The sequence below is a fragment of the Aquamicrobium terrae genome, assembly GCF_052978165.1.
On the sequence record NZ_JBRKLZ010000002.1, the window covers coordinates 1,214,194 to 1,230,248 of the forward strand.

16 protein-coding genes and 3 pseudogenes are annotated in these 16,055 nt (G+C 65.7%); 8 read left to right on the forward strand and 11 right to left on the reverse strand.

Features of this window, described 5'->3' with window-relative positions; genetic code table 11:
- Positions 1-3: 3 nt before the first annotated feature.
- From ACVCNR_RS22990 to ACVCNR_RS23015, 6 genes and pseudogenes are all read right to left on the reverse strand, one after another.
- A complete protein-coding gene (locus ACVCNR_RS22990; protein ID WP_447076634.1) occupies positions 4-759 on the reverse strand; it encodes a class I SAM-dependent methyltransferase in 756 nt (251 codons plus the stop codon).
- Positions 756-1,835: a glycosyltransferase family 4 protein gene (locus tag ACVCNR_RS22995; RefSeq protein ID WP_447076635.1), complete on the reverse strand. Its 1,080-nt coding sequence runs from the start codon at positions 1,833-1,835 to the stop codon at positions 756-758. Before ACVCNR_RS22995 ends, ACVCNR_RS22990 begins: the two co-directional genes overlap by 4 nt.
- Positions 1,801-2,196, reverse strand: a complete 396-nt coding sequence (locus ACVCNR_RS23000; RefSeq protein ID WP_354196808.1) for a 6-pyruvoyl trahydropterin synthase family protein — start codon at positions 2,194-2,196, stop codon at positions 1,801-1,803. The genes ACVCNR_RS22995 and ACVCNR_RS23000 overlap by 35 nt, the downstream gene beginning before the upstream one ends.
- A 12-nt stretch (positions 2,197-2,208) precedes the next feature.
- On the reverse strand, positions 2,209-3,195 hold the full coding sequence (locus ACVCNR_RS23005) for a zinc-dependent alcohol dehydrogenase (RefSeq protein WP_447076636.1): 987 nt from the start codon (positions 3,193-3,195) through the stop codon (positions 2,209-2,211).
- Between the two features lie 285 nt (positions 3,196-3,480).
- A pseudogene (locus ACVCNR_RS23010) lies at positions 3,481-3,788 on the reverse strand (NADH-quinone oxidoreductase subunit D); the annotation flags it as partial.
- Positions 3,789-3,799: 11 nt separating this feature from the next.
- Positions 3,800-4,186: a hypothetical protein gene (locus ACVCNR_RS23015; RefSeq protein WP_447076637.1), complete on the reverse strand. Its 387-nt coding sequence runs from the start codon at positions 4,184-4,186 to the stop codon at positions 3,800-3,802.
- Positions 4,187-4,535: 349 nt separating this feature from the next.
- On the opposite strand from ACVCNR_RS23015, the gene coxB reads away from it, so the two are divergent.
- The 8 genes and pseudogenes from coxB to ACVCNR_RS23055 form a co-directional block, all read left to right on the forward strand.
- On the forward strand, positions 4,536-5,525 hold the full coding sequence (gene coxB, locus ACVCNR_RS23020) for a cytochrome c oxidase subunit II (RefSeq protein ID WP_447076638.1): 990 nt from the start codon (positions 4,536-4,538) through the stop codon (positions 5,523-5,525).
- Positions 5,526-5,527: 2 nt separating this feature from the next.
- Positions 5,528-8,056 carry a cytochrome c oxidase subunit I gene (gene ctaD, locus ACVCNR_RS23025; RefSeq protein ID WP_447076639.1) on the forward strand — a complete coding sequence of 843 codons (2,529 nt, stop codon included), beginning with the start codon at positions 5,528-5,530 and terminating at the stop codon, positions 8,054-8,056.
- A gap of 7 nt (positions 8,057-8,063) precedes the next feature.
- Entirely contained in the window at positions 8,064-8,438 is a 375-nt protein-coding gene (locus tag ACVCNR_RS23030) for a hypothetical protein (protein WP_447076640.1), read from the forward strand.
- Complete coding sequence (locus ACVCNR_RS23035) at positions 8,435-9,055, forward strand: cytochrome c oxidase assembly protein (RefSeq protein ID WP_447076641.1); 621 nt, start codon at positions 8,435-8,437, stop codon at positions 9,053-9,055. Before ACVCNR_RS23030 ends, ACVCNR_RS23035 begins: the two co-directional genes overlap by 4 nt.
- Positions 9,055-10,161, forward strand: a complete 1,107-nt coding sequence (locus ACVCNR_RS23040; RefSeq protein WP_447076642.1) for a c-type cytochrome — start codon at positions 9,055-9,057, stop codon at positions 10,159-10,161. The genes ACVCNR_RS23035 and ACVCNR_RS23040 overlap by 1 nt, the downstream gene beginning before the upstream one ends.
- A 39-nt stretch (positions 10,162-10,200) precedes the next feature.
- Positions 10,201-10,632: a DUF2231 domain-containing protein gene (locus ACVCNR_RS23045; protein WP_354196793.1), complete on the forward strand. Its 432-nt coding sequence runs from the start codon at positions 10,201-10,203 to the stop codon at positions 10,630-10,632.
- Positions 10,632-11,933 (forward strand): PQQ-dependent sugar dehydrogenase, encoded by a 1,302-nt coding sequence (locus ACVCNR_RS23050; protein WP_447076643.1) that lies wholly within the window; start codon positions 10,632-10,634, stop codon positions 11,931-11,933. Before ACVCNR_RS23045 ends, ACVCNR_RS23050 begins: the two co-directional genes overlap by 1 nt.
- Positions 11,934-11,954: 21 nt before the next feature.
- A pseudogene (locus tag ACVCNR_RS23055) lies at positions 11,955-12,239 on the forward strand (SpoVR family protein); the annotation flags it as partial.
- A 57-nt stretch (positions 12,240-12,296) separates the two neighbouring features.
- On the opposite strand, the pseudogene ACVCNR_RS23060 reads toward ACVCNR_RS23055, so the two are convergent.
- From ACVCNR_RS23060 to relB, 5 genes and pseudogenes are all read right to left on the reverse strand, one after another.
- Positions 12,297-12,674: pseudogene (locus tag ACVCNR_RS23060) on the reverse strand (DUF4172 domain-containing protein); the annotation flags it as partial.
- 324 nt (positions 12,675-12,998) lie between these two features.
- Complete coding sequence (locus ACVCNR_RS23065) at positions 12,999-13,895, reverse strand: arginase family protein (protein ID WP_447076644.1); 897 nt, start codon at positions 13,893-13,895, stop codon at positions 12,999-13,001.
- Between the two features lie 120 nt (positions 13,896-14,015).
- Entirely contained in the window at positions 14,016-14,285 is a 270-nt protein-coding gene (locus ACVCNR_RS23070; RefSeq protein WP_447076645.1) for a hypothetical protein, read from the reverse strand.
- Between the two features lie 46 nt (positions 14,286-14,331).
- A complete protein-coding gene (locus tag ACVCNR_RS23075) occupies positions 14,332-15,660 on the reverse strand; it encodes a type II toxin-antitoxin system HipA family toxin (protein WP_447076646.1) in 1,329 nt (442 codons plus the stop codon).
- Entirely contained in the window at positions 15,660-15,914 is a 255-nt protein-coding gene (gene relB / locus ACVCNR_RS23080) for a type II toxin-antitoxin system RelB family anti-toxin (protein ID WP_354199659.1), read from the reverse strand. Before relB ends, ACVCNR_RS23075 begins: the two co-directional genes overlap by 1 nt.
- Positions 15,915-16,055: the final 141 nt, after the last annotated feature.

The window sequence follows — 16,055 nt, forward strand, 5'->3', positions numbered from 1 at the left end:
TTTCTACCGGCACGGTAGGGCGAACAGGTCGACATGGCCGATCGTGCAGACGGCACAGTTGATCATTCCGAGACGTCTGTCCAGCCAGCCGACCGCATTCGTGCCAGCCTCGGCGGCGGCCCGCGCGATGCCGCCGAGCAGCTCGGCCTGGAGCGGGCGGTCGTCCGCATCGAGACGCCAGGGGCTGCCGGCCGACCTGACGCAATATCCGCGCTTTCCCATCGCCTCGGCCAGCGCCGGTCCCGCAGCTGGTCCGAGCGCCGGCCCGAGGCCTTTGTCGCCCGTCTGGTGGCGGTTGAAGGCGGTAGTGACAGCGGCGTCCTCCGGGTCGGGAACGGACCATTCCATCCGGCCGTCATAGGTGAGCGCCGCGTAGAGGCCCGCCCGCTGTCCGGCGATGCGGTCGGCGAGCGCCTCGATCCAGTCGCGCCCGGCAAGATCGAACAACGCGGAGGCCGTCACCAGAACCGCGCCGTCGAGCGGCAGCGCGTCGATATGCGCGAGATCGGCCTCGATGGTGCAGGCATCGGGTATCGCGGACGCCTCGGCAAGCAGCGCTGCATCCCGGTCGACCAGCGTCCAGTGCGCGGCCCGCGGACCGATAGCGCGGACTGTCGAACCCGTGCCCGAGCCGAGATCGACCGCCGTGGGAGCGGATTTCGCGGCGAGCCATGTGCGGACGTGTTCCAGCAGGGCCGCATCGCGCGCGGCCCGGTCGGCGGGCTCGCGCAGCGCCAGCCAGGCGGCCGAAAAGCTCATCGCAGGCGCTCCAGCAGGCCGACCACGATGCCGGCCGTGTCCTGCCAGGTCGGAAGCGCCTGGCAGGCGGCCCAAGCGGCGTCGGCTGCGCGACGATGTGCTTCGGGATCGGTCAGCAGCCGCGCGATCGCCCCGGCCAGAGCGGAGGGATCGTCGGGCGGCACCAGCGCGCCCGCTGCCTCCGGCACGACATCGGGCACGGCGCCCGCCCGGCAGCCGATGGTCGGCAGGCCGTGCGCCAGGGCTTCCGCATAGGCCATGCCGTAGCCTTCATGGCGGGAGGGGAGGACGAAGACGTCGGCACTCGCCAGCTCGGCGTCGGCATCGGCCACGGCGCCGGCAAAGGCGATGCGGCCGGCGAGGCCGAGGCCGGCGGCGCGCGATTTCAGCCTCCGGGTCCACTCCGGATCGCGGTCGTCCGCACCGACGAGGCGCGCCGTCCAGTCGAGATGGCGCAGGTGGCCGAGCGCCTCGATCAGCACGTCGTGGCCCTTGCGCGGCACCAACGCGCCCACGCTGAGGAGCACGGGCGGCGAACCGTTGGCGGGGGCGCGGGGCTTCGGATCGGTTCCGGGCAGCGCGACGGTGATACGCTCGGGCGGCACCGAAAAGCCGGCGGCCAGCCGTCGCGCCGTCGCGCCGCTTGTGCAGACGACGGCGCGCGCATGGGCGAGCGCGGCGCGCTCGCTCGCCTTTAGGGCTTCCGCCTGTGCGGCAGTCAGGCCCGTCTCGTCGGCGAGCGGGTGATGCACGAGCGCGACCAGCCTGAGGCGGGCCGAAAGGGCAGGCGCAAGCTCGTCCATCGCGCCGAAGGCGAGCCCGTCGACCAGGACGATCGCATCGTCGGGAAGGGAATCGAATGCGTCCTTCGTCGCCTGCCGGTCCGCGTGCGACGGGAATGGATAGCCGGCAGGCAGCGGAACCGTATTAACCTGCCAGCCGAGGCTAGGAAGCCCGGCGATCAGACGACGGTCGTAACCGTAGCCGCCGGTTGGCAGCGACAGGTTTCCCGGGATCGCGAAATAAGCCGTGCCGGCCACGTCACAGAGCCGCCTCGTACCAGGCGCGCGCGACATGACTCTCATGGAGCTGGACCCGGATTTTCGCGACGCGGCCCCCGTCGCCGAGGCGGCCGCCGCGTGCGGCGGCGGCAAGCTGGTCGAAGATGTGGCGGCACAGGAACTCCGTCGTGGTGAACTTACCCCTGAAGGCCGGCACTTCGTCCAGATTGGCATAACGGAGCGGCTGGAGCGCGTCCTGCAACGCCTCGGTGGCGAGGCCGATGTCGACCACCAGCCCATTGGCGTCGAGGTCCCCGGTGAAGAAGGCGGCATCGACTACGAAGGTCGCGCCGTGCATCCCCTGTGCCGGACCGAAGACCGGCGAGGGCAGCGAATGGGCGATCATGACGTGGTCGCGGACTTCGACGGCGAACATGGAGGCTCCTGGTCAGGTCTGATAGGCAATGCGATGGCACAAGGTCGCCGGGTCCGCGAGGATTCCTGCGTAGCAGTTAGGAAGATCGAGGAAGGGCGTTTCGCCGTTGATCAGGCAATCCAGCCTGTCGTTTACCAGCAGTCCCAGCGCGGCCTCCAGCCGCCGCCGATGCGACCAGCGCGGCCGCCGGTCGACCGGCACCCTGCCGACCTGGGAAGAGACGATCGACAGGCGGCGCGCGTGGAAGGCCCGGCCGAGCGGCACGGCGGGTTCCCGGTCACCGTACCAGCTCGCCTCGACCACGCGCGCCTCGTCGCCCGCGGCGGCGAGCGCCGTGGCGAGCCCCTGCGCGGTGGCGCTGGCATGGATCACCGCATCGCAATCGCGCGGCGCGTCAGCGGGCAGGACGAAACGGCAATCAAGGCGGTCGGCGATCAAGGCGCGATCCGGATTGATATCCACCACGGTTACCGTGGTGCCTGGCATCCGCGCGCAGAGCCATCCGGCCAGTAGCCCGACCACCCCGGCACCGACGACGACGACGCGGTCACCGGGTCCGACGCGGGCGTCCCACGCGATGTTGAGTGCGGTTTCCATGTTTGCGGCCAGAACCGCGCGGGGCGCGGGAACATGGTCCGGCAGGGGGAGGACCATCGCTGCAGGCGCTGCGAAACGGTCCTGATGGGGATGGAGGCTGAAGATCGTGCGGCCGGCGAGCGCGGACGGCCCTTTACGGACGATGCCCACTGCCGCGTAACCGTATTTGACGGGAAAGGGAAAATCGCCTTCCTGCATGGGGCAGCGCATGCGCTCATGCTCGGACGGCGGCACGCAGCCGGCGGCAACCAGCGACTCCGTGCCTCGACTGATGCCCGAGTACAGCGTCTCGACCAGCACATCGCCCTCGCGCGCCGCAAGCGGCGCCGACCTGATCTCGCCCCTGCCGGGCGCCGTCAGCCAGAGGGCGCGCGCCTCACGCATGAAGCGGCTCACGGCCATGGCGCGGCTTGCATGACGCGAGGCGGCCGGGCGATGAAGGGTTTCGGTTGGGCACACCGCGAAGCTAGGGCCTTTGGCGGACTTTGGAAAGGGCAATGAGCTTGGACGCTGGGTGCAAACATCGTCTGGATCATGTGCGACCAGCTCAGGCATGACCATCCGTCGGGCTACGGCCATCCGCACATGAAGACGCCGAACATCGAAGCACTCGCTGTGCGCGGGGCGTCCGTCTCGACCCCGCCTAGTACAGTCGATCATCTGCGGTTCATCGCGCATGAGCGCCTATACCCTCATCAACTGGCCGCGTCTCGGCACCGGCAGGCCAAGAAGCTTCTCCGCCGCCAGGCAGAACGCATGTTCCTGGTTCATCGGCGCCACATAATCCAACCGGTCGAAGTAAGGCAGGGCCTGCAGGTAGGTCTTCGACTCGATGGGCTTTTCCGTGCCGCGATGCAGCAGGCCGATATGCGGGTCGGCACGCTCCACCATTCGCCATCCAATTCCAGGACCACCAAGCGCAGCACGCCATGCGCAGCAGGATGCTGCGGTCCGAAATCGATTGTAAAGTTGCGCACTGCTTCAGGCCCAGGCACCTCCACGCCTGTTATGCGGTTTCCTGGATGACCAGCGTCAACGCACCTGCCGGGTCGACCGCCGCCGCCACCACCTGCGTGACGTTGAGCCCATTTTGAGCAAGCATGGTCATCGCTTCGGGCGAATCCTCGATGGACGCGTGCAGCGCACGCAGATCGTCCACGCTGGTATCGTTCAGCTTTGCCTCGACCATGGTTTTGAGGCGTGGGGGCAGGTCTTCGAACCGCACGATGGTGATGGCTATGATGGTCTGGTCCGGCAAGGTTTCCGGCGTCTGCTGCGCGGGCGGCTGGCCGGGAAGCTCGTCCGTTGGCCCTTGTGCCATCGTCGGCTGGATGCTGGCGACAACGGAAAGGGCAGCGATCAGCGTCACATTACGCATGGCTTCACCTTTCATGTCTGTAGCCATAACCCACGTGCCCGCAGCATGTTCCCGGCTATCGCACGCCTGCGGGGAAATTCTGCAAATGCCGGCTGCCCTACCCCTGTCCGTTTCTCCTGAAAGGAATGCGCTTCCCGGAGCAGATCGATTACCTCCTTGTCCGTGGTCTCGCCGAAATCCTCGTAATGAAGGCCGACCGCCAGGGACGGGTCGGGCGTGGCGAACCTGTTGCAGCCGTTAGGGCATCTTGCTGGGTCTCGGTGCTCAATGAAGCAACCAGTATGAACCGCGCGCGTTGTCAGGAAAATCCCTAACCAGTCAGGAGAGTGGGTCGCCAACTGCTTCCCGAACAGGCATCGCGAATATGAGGGACATCGCCAGGCGGCTGGCCGCGCTGTCCCTGTGCCTGCACATTTGCGGGTGCTCCGGCGTGCAATCGGCGCTCGATCCGGCGGGGGAAGAGGCGGCGCATGTCGCGCAGCTTTTCTGGATCATGGTCGTCGCCGGTGGCCTGATCTGGCTGGCGGTAGTCAGTTTGCTGTCTTATGCCTCGCGCGGGAAGCGCGGCAGGCTGGACGAGCAAGCGGCCGGCCGTCTGATCTTCTGGTGCGGCGCTGCCATTCCCGCCTTCCTGCTTTTCCTACTGCTCGGCTATGCGCTGTGGCTGATGCCGGGGCTGCGTCCCTTCGCACCGGCCAACGCTTCCGATGCGCTCACCGTGGAGGTCACGGGCGAGCAGTTCTGGTGGCGCGTCGCCTATCATGATCCCGATACCGACACGCCGGTGCTCTCCGCCAACGAGATCCGGCTGCCCGTGGGCGAGCGCGTGGAATTCAGGCTGAAGAGCACCGATGTCATCCATTCCTTCTGGATACCGGCGCTGGGCGGCAAGATGGACATGATCCCCGGCCGCGTGAGCCGGCTTTCGCTGCTGGCCACCAAGACCGGCACCTATCGCGGTCCGTGCGCGGAATATTGCGGCACCTCGCATGCGCTCATGGCGTTCACCGTCGTCGTCATGGAGCCTTCCGAATTCCGGCAGTGGCTGCAAGCGCGCGCGGGCGCCTCGCCGGGCGCAGCTTCCGAAGGCCGCGACCTCTTCCTCGCCCACGGTTGCGGCGCGTGCCATCGCGTCGCGGGCACGGAGGCGGACGGAAGCGTCGGGCCCGACCTCTCCCATGTCGGCTCGCGCGAGACCCTCGGCGCAGGCATCCTGCCGAACAGCGAGGGCACGCTGCGCGACTTCATCGCCCATCCGCATGTCATCAAGCCGAACTCGAAAATGCCGGCCTTCTCCATGTTGCCCGAGCGGGACATCGGCGAAATCGCCGCCTGGCTGAAGGGACTCGAATAGCCATGGCCACGAAAGCCCGGACCCGCGCAAGGAAGGTGAATGCGGCGTCAAAACAGGCCGAGACGGAGCAGCTGCGCCGCGTGTGGGAAACGCCGCGCGGCTGGCGCTACTGGACCTCGGTCAACAACACGCAGGTCGGGCTCTGGTATGGCGGCACGGCCTTTGCCTTCATGCTGTTCGCCGGCGTGCTGGCGCTGCTGATGCGCGTGCAGCTCGCGGTGCCGGGCAACGACATGATGTCGGCCGATTTCTACAACCAGGCCTTCACGCTGCACGGCACGGTGATGATGTTCCTGTTCGCCGTACCGATCTTCGAGGCGGTGGCGATCTTCCTGCTGCCGCCTATGCTTGGCGCGCGCGAACTGCCCTTTCCAAGGCTCGGCGCCTTCGGCTTTTGGAGCTTCTTCATCGGCGGCGTGTTCGTCTGCGGCTCCATCTTCTTCGATGCCGCGCCCTCCTCAGGCTGGTTCATGTATCCGCCGCTCGCCACCGACAAGGAGCTTTCCGGCATCGGCGCCGACATCTGGCTGCTGGGCCTGTCCTTCATCGAGGTGGCTTCGATAGCGGCGGCCGTGGAGCTGATCGTCGGCATCATGAAATGCCGCGCGCCCGGCATGCGCGTCAACCTGATGCCGCTCTTCGCCTGGTATCTGCTGATCGTCGCCGGCATGATCCTGTTCGCCTTCCCGCCGCTGATCGCGGGCGACCTGCTTTTCGAGATGCAGCGCATGTTCGACTGGCCGTTCTTCGATCCGGCGCGCGGCGGCGATCCGCTGCTGTGGCAGCACCTGTTCTGGATATTTGGCCACCCGGAAGTCTACATCATCTTCCTGCCAGCCATCGCCCTGATGGCAATGATCGTGCCGACCTTCGCGCAGCGTCCCATCGTCGGCTATTCGTGGATCGTGCTGGCCGCCGTCGGAACCGGCTTCCTCTCCTTCGGCCTGTGGGTCCACCACATGTTCACCACAGGGCTGCCGCAGATCTCGCTGGCCTTCTTCTCGGCCGCCTCGGAAGCCGTCGCCATTCCCACCGGCGTGCAGATCTTCGTCTTCATCGCCACCATGCTGGCCGGCCGCGTCATCTTTTCCGTGCCGATGCTGTTCGGCTCGGGCGGCATCGCCATCTTCGTCATCGGGGGCTTGACCGGCGTCATGGTCGCGCTCGCCCCCTTCGACTGGCAGGCCCACGACACCTATTTCATCGTCGCGCACCTGCACTATGTGCTGATCGGCGGGATGCTCTTTCCGCTGGTCGGCGGCCTCTATTACTACTATCCGCTCATCGGCGCGCGCATGCTGTCGATGCGGCTTGGCCGCATCGCCTTCTGGCTGATGTTCACAGGCTTCAACGTCGGCTTCTTTCCCATGCATCTCACCGGCCTGCGTGGCATGCCGCGCCGTGTCTTCACCTATCCGCGGGGCATCGGCTGGGACTGGCTGAACCTCGTCTCCACCATCGGCGCCTTCGTCTTCGCGGCCGGCGTTCTGGTCGTCGTCTTCGACGTGCTGCGGCCGAAGAAGCGGCAGCCGCGCGCCGTCCAGAACCCGTGGAAGGCTGGCACGCTCGAATGGCTGAACGAGCCAGAGGAAAACTGGGGCGTGCGTTCGATACCACCCATCGAAAGCCGCTACCCGCTATGGGATCAGAAAGGATTGGCCGAAAAGGTCAATGCCGGGGCCTGGTACCTGTCCGACGCGCGCGATGGCCGGCGCGAGACGCTGATCAGTTCCGTCCTCAATGCAGAGCCCGTGCAGTGCCAGCGCGTGGCCGGCCCCTCCGTCCTCCCCATGCTGTCAGCCGCCTTTCTCGGCGGGGTGTTCATCGCGCTCACTTTCGAGCTCTGGGTCTTCGCCCTGCTGTCGGCCCTCGCAACGCTCGCCGCCATCCTGTGGTGGCTGTGGACCGGCACCGGCGAAATCCCCGAGAGGAAAAGCCGGGATGTGGGTCTCGGGCTTCGCCTGCCGCTCTACATCTCCGGCCCGGAGTCCGTCGGCTGGTGGGCGATGTTCATCACCATGGTGGGCGACGGAACGGCCTTCGCCAGCCTTATCTTCGGCTATTTCTTCTACTGGACCATCCATGCCGATTTCACCGCCGGACAGGCCGGCCCCGGCTGGTGGTGGCCGATGGCGGCGGCCGGGCTTTTCCTCGCCGCCTGGACCGCCACAATGGGCGCGCTGCAGCTCAACGCCACCGGCCGAACCGCCGCCATGCGCCTTGCGCTGGCGCTCGGCGCGCTGCTGGCGCTGGCGGCGACCGCCGCCGGCCTTGCCGGGCCGTGGCTGCACGGCATGCAACCGACCGCCCATGTCTACCCGGCGATCGTATGGGTTCTGGTCGCGTGGGTGCTGGTGCATGCGGCGGTCGGCATCCTCATGCAGCTCTATTGCCTGGCGCGCAGCCTGGCCGGCCGTCTTAGCCCGGCGCATGACATGGAGCTGCACAATGTCGTCCTCTATTGGCATTTCATGACAATCTCAGCGGTGATCGCCTTCGCCGTCATCGGCCTGTTCCCGGAAGCGATGTGAGGCGGCGATGCGGATCATCCCGAAGGAAATGCAGACGCTCTGGACCCTGTTCACCGCTCCGGTGATCTGGGCCGTCCATTTCCTCGCCTGCTATATAACGGCGGCGGTGCTGTGCGCGCGGCAGGGCGATGCCGGCTTCGCCACGGTGCAGCTTTGCATCGTCGCCGCCACGCTGCTCGCACTCGGCCTGATCGTGCTTTCGGCGTGGCTCGCGTGGCGGCAATGGGGCTTCGGCCGGCGCGATCCGCCGCATGACCATCCGACCCCGCATGACCGCACCCTGTTCCAGGGCTTCGCCACCCTGCTGCTTTCGGGCCTGGGCTTCGTGGCCGTGCTCTATGTCTCCCTGCCGCTCCTGTTCATCGACGGGTGCGCATCATGAAAAGGCTCTCCTTCATCGCGGGCCTCGCTGCGCTCGTCCTGATCTGGGCGGGGCCGCTGCTCTCCGTCTGGCGGGAGTCTTTCGCCGCGCACATGCTTGCCCATATGGGCGTCGTCGCCATCGCCGCCCCCCTCATCGCAATCGGGGTTTCCGACAGGATCGCCGCCGTCAGGCCCTCGTCGGCCCTCATCGCCTCGCTGGTCGAGCTTGTCGTGGTGTGGGGCTGGCACATGCCGGCGGCGAGACTGTGGGCCACGTCTTTCGTCTTCGCCACCATTGTCGAGCAGGCCATGTTCCTCGCAGCTGGGCTGTTCCTGTGGCTGACAGCGCTCGCGACGGCGGGCGGCAGTACGGCCCAGAGCGCGTCGGGCGCGTTCGCGCTGCTTCTCACCTCTATCCACATGACCCTGCTCGGGGCCCTGCTGGCGCTCGCCTCCCGTCCACTTTACGGCTTCAGTGAGGTGACCTGCTTCGGCCTCGTCCTCGATGCCGAGCAGGACCAGGCGCTGGGCGGCGTCGTCATGCTGATGGTGGGCGCGGCCGTCTATCTCGCCGGCGGCGTCTTCCTGCTGTCCCGGCTTCTGTCCGGCAACGGGCAGCAAAGGGGGGCCGGGTGATGCATGTCAACTGGAAGCATCTGGCCATCGGACTCGGTGTCCTACCCTTCGTGGCGTTGCTCGGAGCGTGGATCGGCTTCTTCAACGTCGGCGCCTCCAGCGGCCACTGGAAAGTCACCGACTGGTTCCTGCATTTCGCCATGCGCTCCGCCGTGCGCTCATACGCGCTCGCCGTCGACGTGCCGGACGCGCTGCCGCGTTACGCCATACAGCCTGCGGCCGGCCATTTTGCGCGCGGCTGCGCCATATGCCACGGCGCGCCCGGCGAGCCGCGAACGCCCGTCATCGACTTCATGTTGCCGCAGCCTCCCGACCTCGCTACCAGGGTGGGGGAATGGACCGACGCGCAGCTTTTCCGCATCGTCAAGCACGGCGTGCGTTTCACCGGCATGCCGGCATGGCCGACGCAAAAGCGCGATGACGAAGTGTGGGCGATGGTGGCCTTCCTGCGCGAACTGCCGCGGATGGACGAGGCGCGATGGCGCGACCTCGCCTATGGCGAGGAAAACCCGCTGCGGGGGCAAGTTACGGATTTCCGGCAGGCGCTTGCCGAATGCACCCGCTGCCACGGCGAGGACGGGATGGGCCGCAGCCCGGCGACGCCCGTGCTGGCCGGCCAGAGCGCCGGCTATCTGGCTGAGAGCCTTCGGGCCTATGTCGAAAAGCGCCGCCGGAGCGGCATCATGGGCGTGGCTGCGGCGACCGTCGCGCCCGAGCTTCTGCCCGATCTCGCCCGGCATTTCTCCACCCTGCCCGTCGCGTCTCCTTCCCCCGTCCAGCCGCCCGCACCGGTCGCGAAAGGCAAGGAGATCGCGCGGGGCGGCGTTCCCGCGCGCGACGTGCCGGCCTGCCTCGGATGCCATGGCCGGCGCGACCGCAATCCGGTCTATCCCGAACTCTCAGGCCAGCCCGCGCCCTATATCGCGACACAGCTCAGGCTTTTCCGCTCGGGCGAACGCGGTGGCACGCGCTTCGCGCATCTCATGCACAACGCGGCGAAGAACCTTTCCGACGACGAAATCGACGCCCTCGCCGCCTATTTCGCGCAGCGGGAGCGCGAAGACGCAGCCGGGCACGGTGCTGGACTGTCCGGTGCAGCGCCCTAGTTCCCCTACAGGCCCCTCGGAAGAAGAACTGGAGCGATCATGGCCGCCGTTTCCGCCCCGCCATATATGAAGCCCCTCCACCCGGTCCATGCGATCCTTCTCGCCTTTCCGTTTCCCCTGTTCCTCGCAGCGCTGATCGGCGACTTCGCCTATTGGCAGACCTTCCATATTCAGTGGGCCAATTTCTCGTCATGGCTGATCGCGGGCGGGCTGGTCGGCGGCGGCCTTGCCATGCTGTGGGCGCTGGTCGGCCTGTTCCGCTACCGGGGAAGCGGCAGTTCGCGGCCATTGATCTATTTTATCGTCCTGCTGGTGATGTGGGTGCTCGGCCTCATCAACGCCTTCGTCCATGCGCGGGATGCTTGGGCGGTCATGCCGGAAGGCCTGTATCTCTCGACGGTCACGACCCTTCTCGCGCTGGTCGCTTCCATGATCGGCTATTCGGGATTTCGCTCGAGGGAGGCCGTGTGATGCGCAAGCTTCTGATACTCGCCGCCTGCACCACGGTGCTCGCCGCCTGCGGCGAGGAGGTCGAACCCTTGCAGTATGGGGCCGAACCGAACCTGCCGGAGGCGCAACGGGGGCTGTTGCCGGACATGAAGATCGCGCTGCCCGCCGAGTGGGGCGACGATCTGCCGACCGTGCCGCAAGGCTACACGATCACGCCGATCGCCACCGGCCTCGCGGTGCCGCGCCAGACGCTGGTTCTCCCCAATGGCGACATTCTCGTCGCCGAAGGCTCCGGCGGCGGTGCGGCCACGCTGCGGCCCAAGGACCTCATCGCCAACTACATCAAAGGCCTTGGAAAGACCGACGTGAAAGGCGGAAACCGGCTGACGCTGCTGCGGGACGCCGATGGCGACGGCGCCTACGAGACACGGGAAATCTTCGCGAAAGACCTCAACGCGCCTTACGGTCTCGCATTCGTGAACGGCATCATCTACGTCGCTAATCAGGACGAACTGGTGCGCTTCACCTACAGGCAGGGCCAGACCCGGGCGGAGGGACCGCCCGAGAAGGTCACCGACCTGCCCTCGGCCATCAACCATCACTGGACCAAGGCGCTGACAGCCAGCCCGGACGGCCGTTTCCTGTTCGTGGGCATTGGCTCCAACAGCAACATCACCGAGCGCGGCATGGATGCGGAAACCGACCGCGCCATGGTATGGCAGGTCGATGCGCAGACCGGCGCGCACCGGCCATATGCCACCGGCATCCGCAACCCCACCGCACTCGCCATCCAGCCCGGCACCAACCAGCTCTGGGCCGTGGCGAACGAGCGCGACGAGATCGGCCCCAACCTCGTGCCCGACTATCTCACCTCGGTGCGGGAAGGCGGCTTCTATGGCTGGCCCTACAGCTATTGGGGCCAGAACGTCGATCCGCGCGCCCAGCCCCAGGACCCCGAAAAGGTGGCCGCCGCCATCCGGCCCGACTACAGCTTGGGCTCGCATGTGGCAGCGCTCGGCCTTGCCTTCTCGACCCCGGCAATGGGCGGCGATTTCGCGGAAGGCGTATTCATCGGCGAGCACGGAAGCTGGAACCGCACGCCGCCCGTCGGCTACAAGGTGATCTTCGTGCCGTTCCGCGATGGCAAGCCCGCCGGCGATCCGGTCGATTTTGCCACCGGCTTTCTCACCGAGGACGGAAAGGCGCGCGGACGTCCGGTGGGCGTGACGGTCGATCCCAAGGGCGCGCTGATCGTCGCCGACGACATGGCCAACACGGTGTGGCGCATCACCGCCAACCCGGATGCTGCCACTCGAAACTGACGCATGCAAGAAAGTTGAGGCGAGCGCTTCGAATATCAGGAACGCTCCTACAACGACCTGTGGCGTACCCTGCCGCCGTCGGTGGACGCCAAGGGTGGCAGGGTGGACGACAGCGCGGCCGAGCGGAAGAGCGCGCTCAATCTTCCTGAGGAAAACCTGCTCTACTTCCTTGAGAAGAACAGTCCCGCGCTCGAACCCTGGCAGCGCGAAATTCTCAGGATCGTGCGGATCGTCGCCCAGTATTTCTATCCGCAGCGCCAGACGCAGGTCATGAACGAGGGATGCGCCACCTTTGTGCATCACACCGATGAACACGCTGTCACCGAGCACAGCGATGCGCTCGAACTGGAGCCGCGCCTGCTATCAGCCCGCTCGCGCGGCTTTTTCTTCAAGCCGGAGCCAATAGCGCGTGTGGCGGAGTTCTCCGGTCCTGGTGAACGCGCCTTTCGCTACTAAGTCTTGCAAGTCCCTTGTCGCCCTCGCGCGGGATGCCTGCGTAATGGCGATGCAATTCTCGGCGCTCAGACCGCCCTTGAAACCATCGATGCCTTCGCGAAACATCCGGGCAATCGCCTTCTCCTGCCTTTCGTTGAATTGATCCCGATGGCGCCCGTAGAATCTGGCCTTGGCGACGGCAAATTCGACGCGTGAAAGTGTGACGCGCTGGGCTTCGAGGATCATGTTCGCGAAATAGACAAGTCAGTCCGTGATTTCCATACCTTTGTTGCTGGCCTCGAGGCTGCGTGAGTTGGTTGTCGTGTGCGGAGTTGAGCAGTGGCTGGGCGCAAGATTCTCAAAGCTCAGGATCGATAGGATCTCTTCGACATTCCCGCTGATGAGGACAGCAGGTCTCGGCGTCCTGCCCTGCTATCTCGCTTGTCGAGCGACCTGTGGGTCCTCACCCACAGGGAGCTGCGCCACACGGTTCGAATGCGGGCGCTGTCGGATTTTTTGGCGCGAGAGTTCGGTGCTCCGCGGCCGCTGTTCCACGGCGAAACCGCCTGATGATAGGCCGCTGGCGAGAAGATATCCGATCCGAGGATCTGCCGCCCGCTCCGCTCGAGACTATCGAGCGTGCCCCGCAAGGCCTGCGGCTAGAACTTCCACGAAGGTCCGGGCTATCGTCCCGTCCTTGTCGAGCCTGGGATTGAAGATCGTCACATCGATGCCCACCGCCCTGCCGCTGCCGATGCTCGTCCGAAGCGTCGTTGCGAGTTCGTTCCAGCTCAGCCCATTGGGTATGCGGTAGTCGACCGCAGGCATGATCGCGTCGTCGAGCACGTCGGCGTCGAGATGGATCCAGAAGCCGTCGAGGCTGGGTCTCGACAAGTGCCGCACGGCACATGCCGCAGCGGCGTCGATCCCAATAGCCCTGACGGATACGAGATCGATCATCTCGATGGACGTATGCTCGATGCGCTGGCTGCCATGCTGCTCGGCCTCGGCGGCGTCGCGGCGGCCGAAGGCGACTACGTCCTCGTCGCGCATGAGGGGAGCTTTGCCCTCGATGTTCGTCACCATTCGGGGCCCGCGGCCGGTTGCCAGCGCCAGATCCATGGATGCCGCCTCGCCGGCCGGCTCGGCCTCCGGCTGATAGAAATCGGCATGCCCATCGATGAACAGCAGCCCGTATCGCCCGCGGCGTCGCAATGCCAGCAGGTTGCCGAGAACGATCGAGCAGTCACCGCCGAGAACGATCGGAAATCCACCTTCGTCCAATACGGTGCCGACCGCGTCAGCCAAGGCAATCGAATACGCGACGATCGCGTGAGGATTGAGCAGCAAGGTGTCCGGGTCCCGCTCGGAACTATACGGCGGTGGCTCGATTCGGCCGCCTAATCGGGCGTCGAGACGATCTGCTAAACCGGCTTCAAGCAACGCTTCCGGCAACCGCTCAACGCCTTTTGGGAATAGTCCAAGCACCGAAGGCGCCTCGATGATGAAAAAGGGTGTCTTGGTCATATGCATCCTCCAGCCAGCTGTCCAAGCGCGTGGCAGGCGTCACTGCCGAATGGGCAGCTTCTAGGAACAACGATTACATAGCCAAATGGCCGATTCGGGGCACACTGCAGCCCTCTTCCCTCATTTAAGTGAACGGCAGGTTTCCCGGCTATGCCGCATGATCGTGCCCTCACGGCACCGCAGGTCGGCGATAGCATCGTCCGGGTTCCGGCGCTTGCCGATCGCGTCTGCGGCAGGGCAGGACGTGCCGTGGACCGGATCGATGACCAGTGTCAGTACGCCGCAGCGGGATGATGAGACGCGGCTGAACTCCAGCGGCAAGGCAGGCGCAGGCCCGTCAAACTGCCAGTCGTCGTGCTGCTCGTCGAAATCGGGGCGCTTGTCCCACAACAGCGGGCCCTAGCCAAGGACGGCAATGCGCGGATGTTTCTTTGCCTCAACCATGAGATGCCCCCGAGAGTGAACCTGCGACGAGCCGAGTGCGATAGCTGATGGCCGCCATGGTCGACGTCACGAGCTGGTCGGGGAAGCCGTTGGGCAGCGCCGCGATAGCGGCCTGCGCCTGCCGTTCTGCGTTCGCGGCGATGTCTTCAAAGATCGCCTTCATCGCCGGGGTGCCGACACCGGCGAGGTCGGCTGTCTGCACGAAGTGATGGGGCACGATGTCCTGGATGGCGTAGTGGCGGTTTTTGCCGACCGACATCGCGAGCTTGAATTTCTTGCGGGGGATTTGGCCTTCGTCGAGACTCGGCTGCGCGGTCAGAACATCGTAGAGCGGCGTCATGCGGAAGCGCCCGCCGGGGCCAAGGAAAATACTGAAGTTTTTCGCGTGACCGTCGGTCGCGCCCAGCAGCCAGAACAGGATGCTGGCGCGCATGAATGTCGCGATGTCGGCATCGGGCGTGTCGCTGCCTTTCAGCAGGTTGATGATTTCGCGCATCCCGGGGCCACCATCGGCCTGGTATTTTCTGGTGGGCGGGATCGACAGGGCCTGGCAGATATCTTCCTGCGGCAGCCGCAGCAGCCTGTCGTCCTTTGTCCAAAGGCGGTCGAAACGTTCAACGATCAGCGTGCGGCGTTCCCCGAAATCTGCGATCTCGACATTTGCGGCGGGGACGCCGAAAGCTTCCAGCAGTTTCAGGCAGAGATACTCGTTCTCGACACTGTTCGAGAGGTCGATGCCGTTGGGAAGCTGGCCGATCTGCGGTTTGAGGATGTGGGTGGTGGCGGTGGTGCCGACGGGTTTGAACCACTGGCCGTTCTTGCGCAGCAGCGCTGTTTTTTCCTGGGCTCCGGCAATCGAGATTCGAAAATCTTCGTCCTCACCCATGCCGAGCGGCGCGGCGGCCAGATTCCTGATGATGTCGGCGACGTCGTCGTCGCTGACGGGTTTGCCTTCGGTGGCGCCGGCGATGCCGGGATCAGTGCCATCGGGCAGGAATTGCAGGGCGCCGACGCAATCCTGGCCGAGAGCGGTCAGCAGGCTGAAGGCGTCTGTGCCTTCCGCACCAACGCGCTCGGCGACGCGCTTGCGGATCGGGTCGCCGTCGGGCAGCAGGTTGTCGAACACATTGATGACCGGGGTGCCGATATAGCGGTCTTCGCGCAGGGGCAGCGACAGCGACACCGGGAATGTGCCGCGCCAGTCCAGCCAGTCGCGTCCGTACTGGAAGTGGATTGCGCCTGTGGCCTCGCGGCGCAGCACGCCGACATGGCGGCTGTTCAGGAAGACATTGAGAGGGACATGCGCCCGCTTGCGTGCCATCAGAACAAGTCCTCGATGTCGGCGGCGCTACCCTGGCTGCGCGGCCGGACGACCAGTTCCAGGTTGAGGGCTGAAAGGGCTTCCATCAGGGTGCGCAGCTGCACGGCGGGCTCTCCGGCTTCAAGGCGCGAGACCGTGCCCTGCCGCAGGTGAATTTGTTCGCCGAGCGCGCCCTGGCTCAGCCGCGCCTGCTTGCGCGCGCGGCGCAAGATAGCGCCTAGCTGTTTTTCTGTGCGGGCAATCTGTTCGCTCATGGTGGCCTCCAATGATGGATATACGCGATAGCGTATAGAATGTCAGTATACGCGAATGCGTATAAGAATCAAATATACGCAAAGGCGTCTAAACGGTAAATATACGGGAGCGCGTATAGGAGGGAGCGCATTCTCGCTGAA

Coding starts and splice junctions, on each gene's coding strand:
- ACVCNR_RS22990 (WP_447076634.1), bottom strand. CDS start 759: ATGAGCTTTTCGGCCGCCTGGCTGGCGCTGCGCGAGCCCGCCGACCGG.
- ACVCNR_RS22995 (WP_447076635.1), bottom strand. CDS start 1,835: ATGTCGCGCGCGCCTGGTACGAGGCGGCTCTGTGACGTGGCCGGCACG.
- ACVCNR_RS23000 (WP_354196808.1), bottom strand. CDS start 2,196: ATGTTCGCCGTCGAAGTCCGCGACCACGTCATGATCGCCCATTCGCTG.
- ACVCNR_RS23005 (WP_447076636.1), bottom strand. CDS start 3,195: ATGGCCGTGAGCCGCTTCATGCGTGAGGCGCGCGCCCTCTGGCTGACG.
- ACVCNR_RS23015 (WP_447076637.1), bottom strand. CDS start 4,186: ATGAAAGGTGAAGCCATGCGTAATGTGACGCTGATCGCTGCCCTTTCC.
- coxB (WP_447076638.1), top strand. CDS start 4,536: ATGAGGGACATCGCCAGGCGGCTGGCCGCGCTGTCCCTGTGCCTGCAC.
- ctaD (WP_447076639.1), top strand. CDS start 5,528: ATGGCCACGAAAGCCCGGACCCGCGCAAGGAAGGTGAATGCGGCGTCA.
- ACVCNR_RS23030 (WP_447076640.1), top strand. CDS start 8,064: ATGCGGATCATCCCGAAGGAAATGCAGACGCTCTGGACCCTGTTCACC.
- ACVCNR_RS23035 (WP_447076641.1), top strand. CDS start 8,435: ATGAAAAGGCTCTCCTTCATCGCGGGCCTCGCTGCGCTCGTCCTGATC.
- ACVCNR_RS23040 (WP_447076642.1), top strand. CDS start 9,055: ATGCATGTCAACTGGAAGCATCTGGCCATCGGACTCGGTGTCCTACCC.
- ACVCNR_RS23045 (WP_354196793.1), top strand. CDS start 10,201: ATGGCCGCCGTTTCCGCCCCGCCATATATGAAGCCCCTCCACCCGGTC.
- ACVCNR_RS23050 (WP_447076643.1), top strand. CDS start 10,632: ATGCGCAAGCTTCTGATACTCGCCGCCTGCACCACGGTGCTCGCCGCC.
- ACVCNR_RS23065 (WP_447076644.1), bottom strand. CDS start 13,895: ATGACCAAGACACCCTTTTTCATCATCGAGGCGCCTTCGGTGCTTGGA.
- ACVCNR_RS23075 (WP_447076646.1), bottom strand. CDS start 15,660: ATGGCACGCAAGCGGGCGCATGTCCCTCTCAATGTCTTCCTGAACAGC.
- relB (WP_354199659.1), bottom strand. CDS start 15,914: ATGAGCGAACAGATTGCCCGCACAGAAAAACAGCTAGGCGCTATCTTG.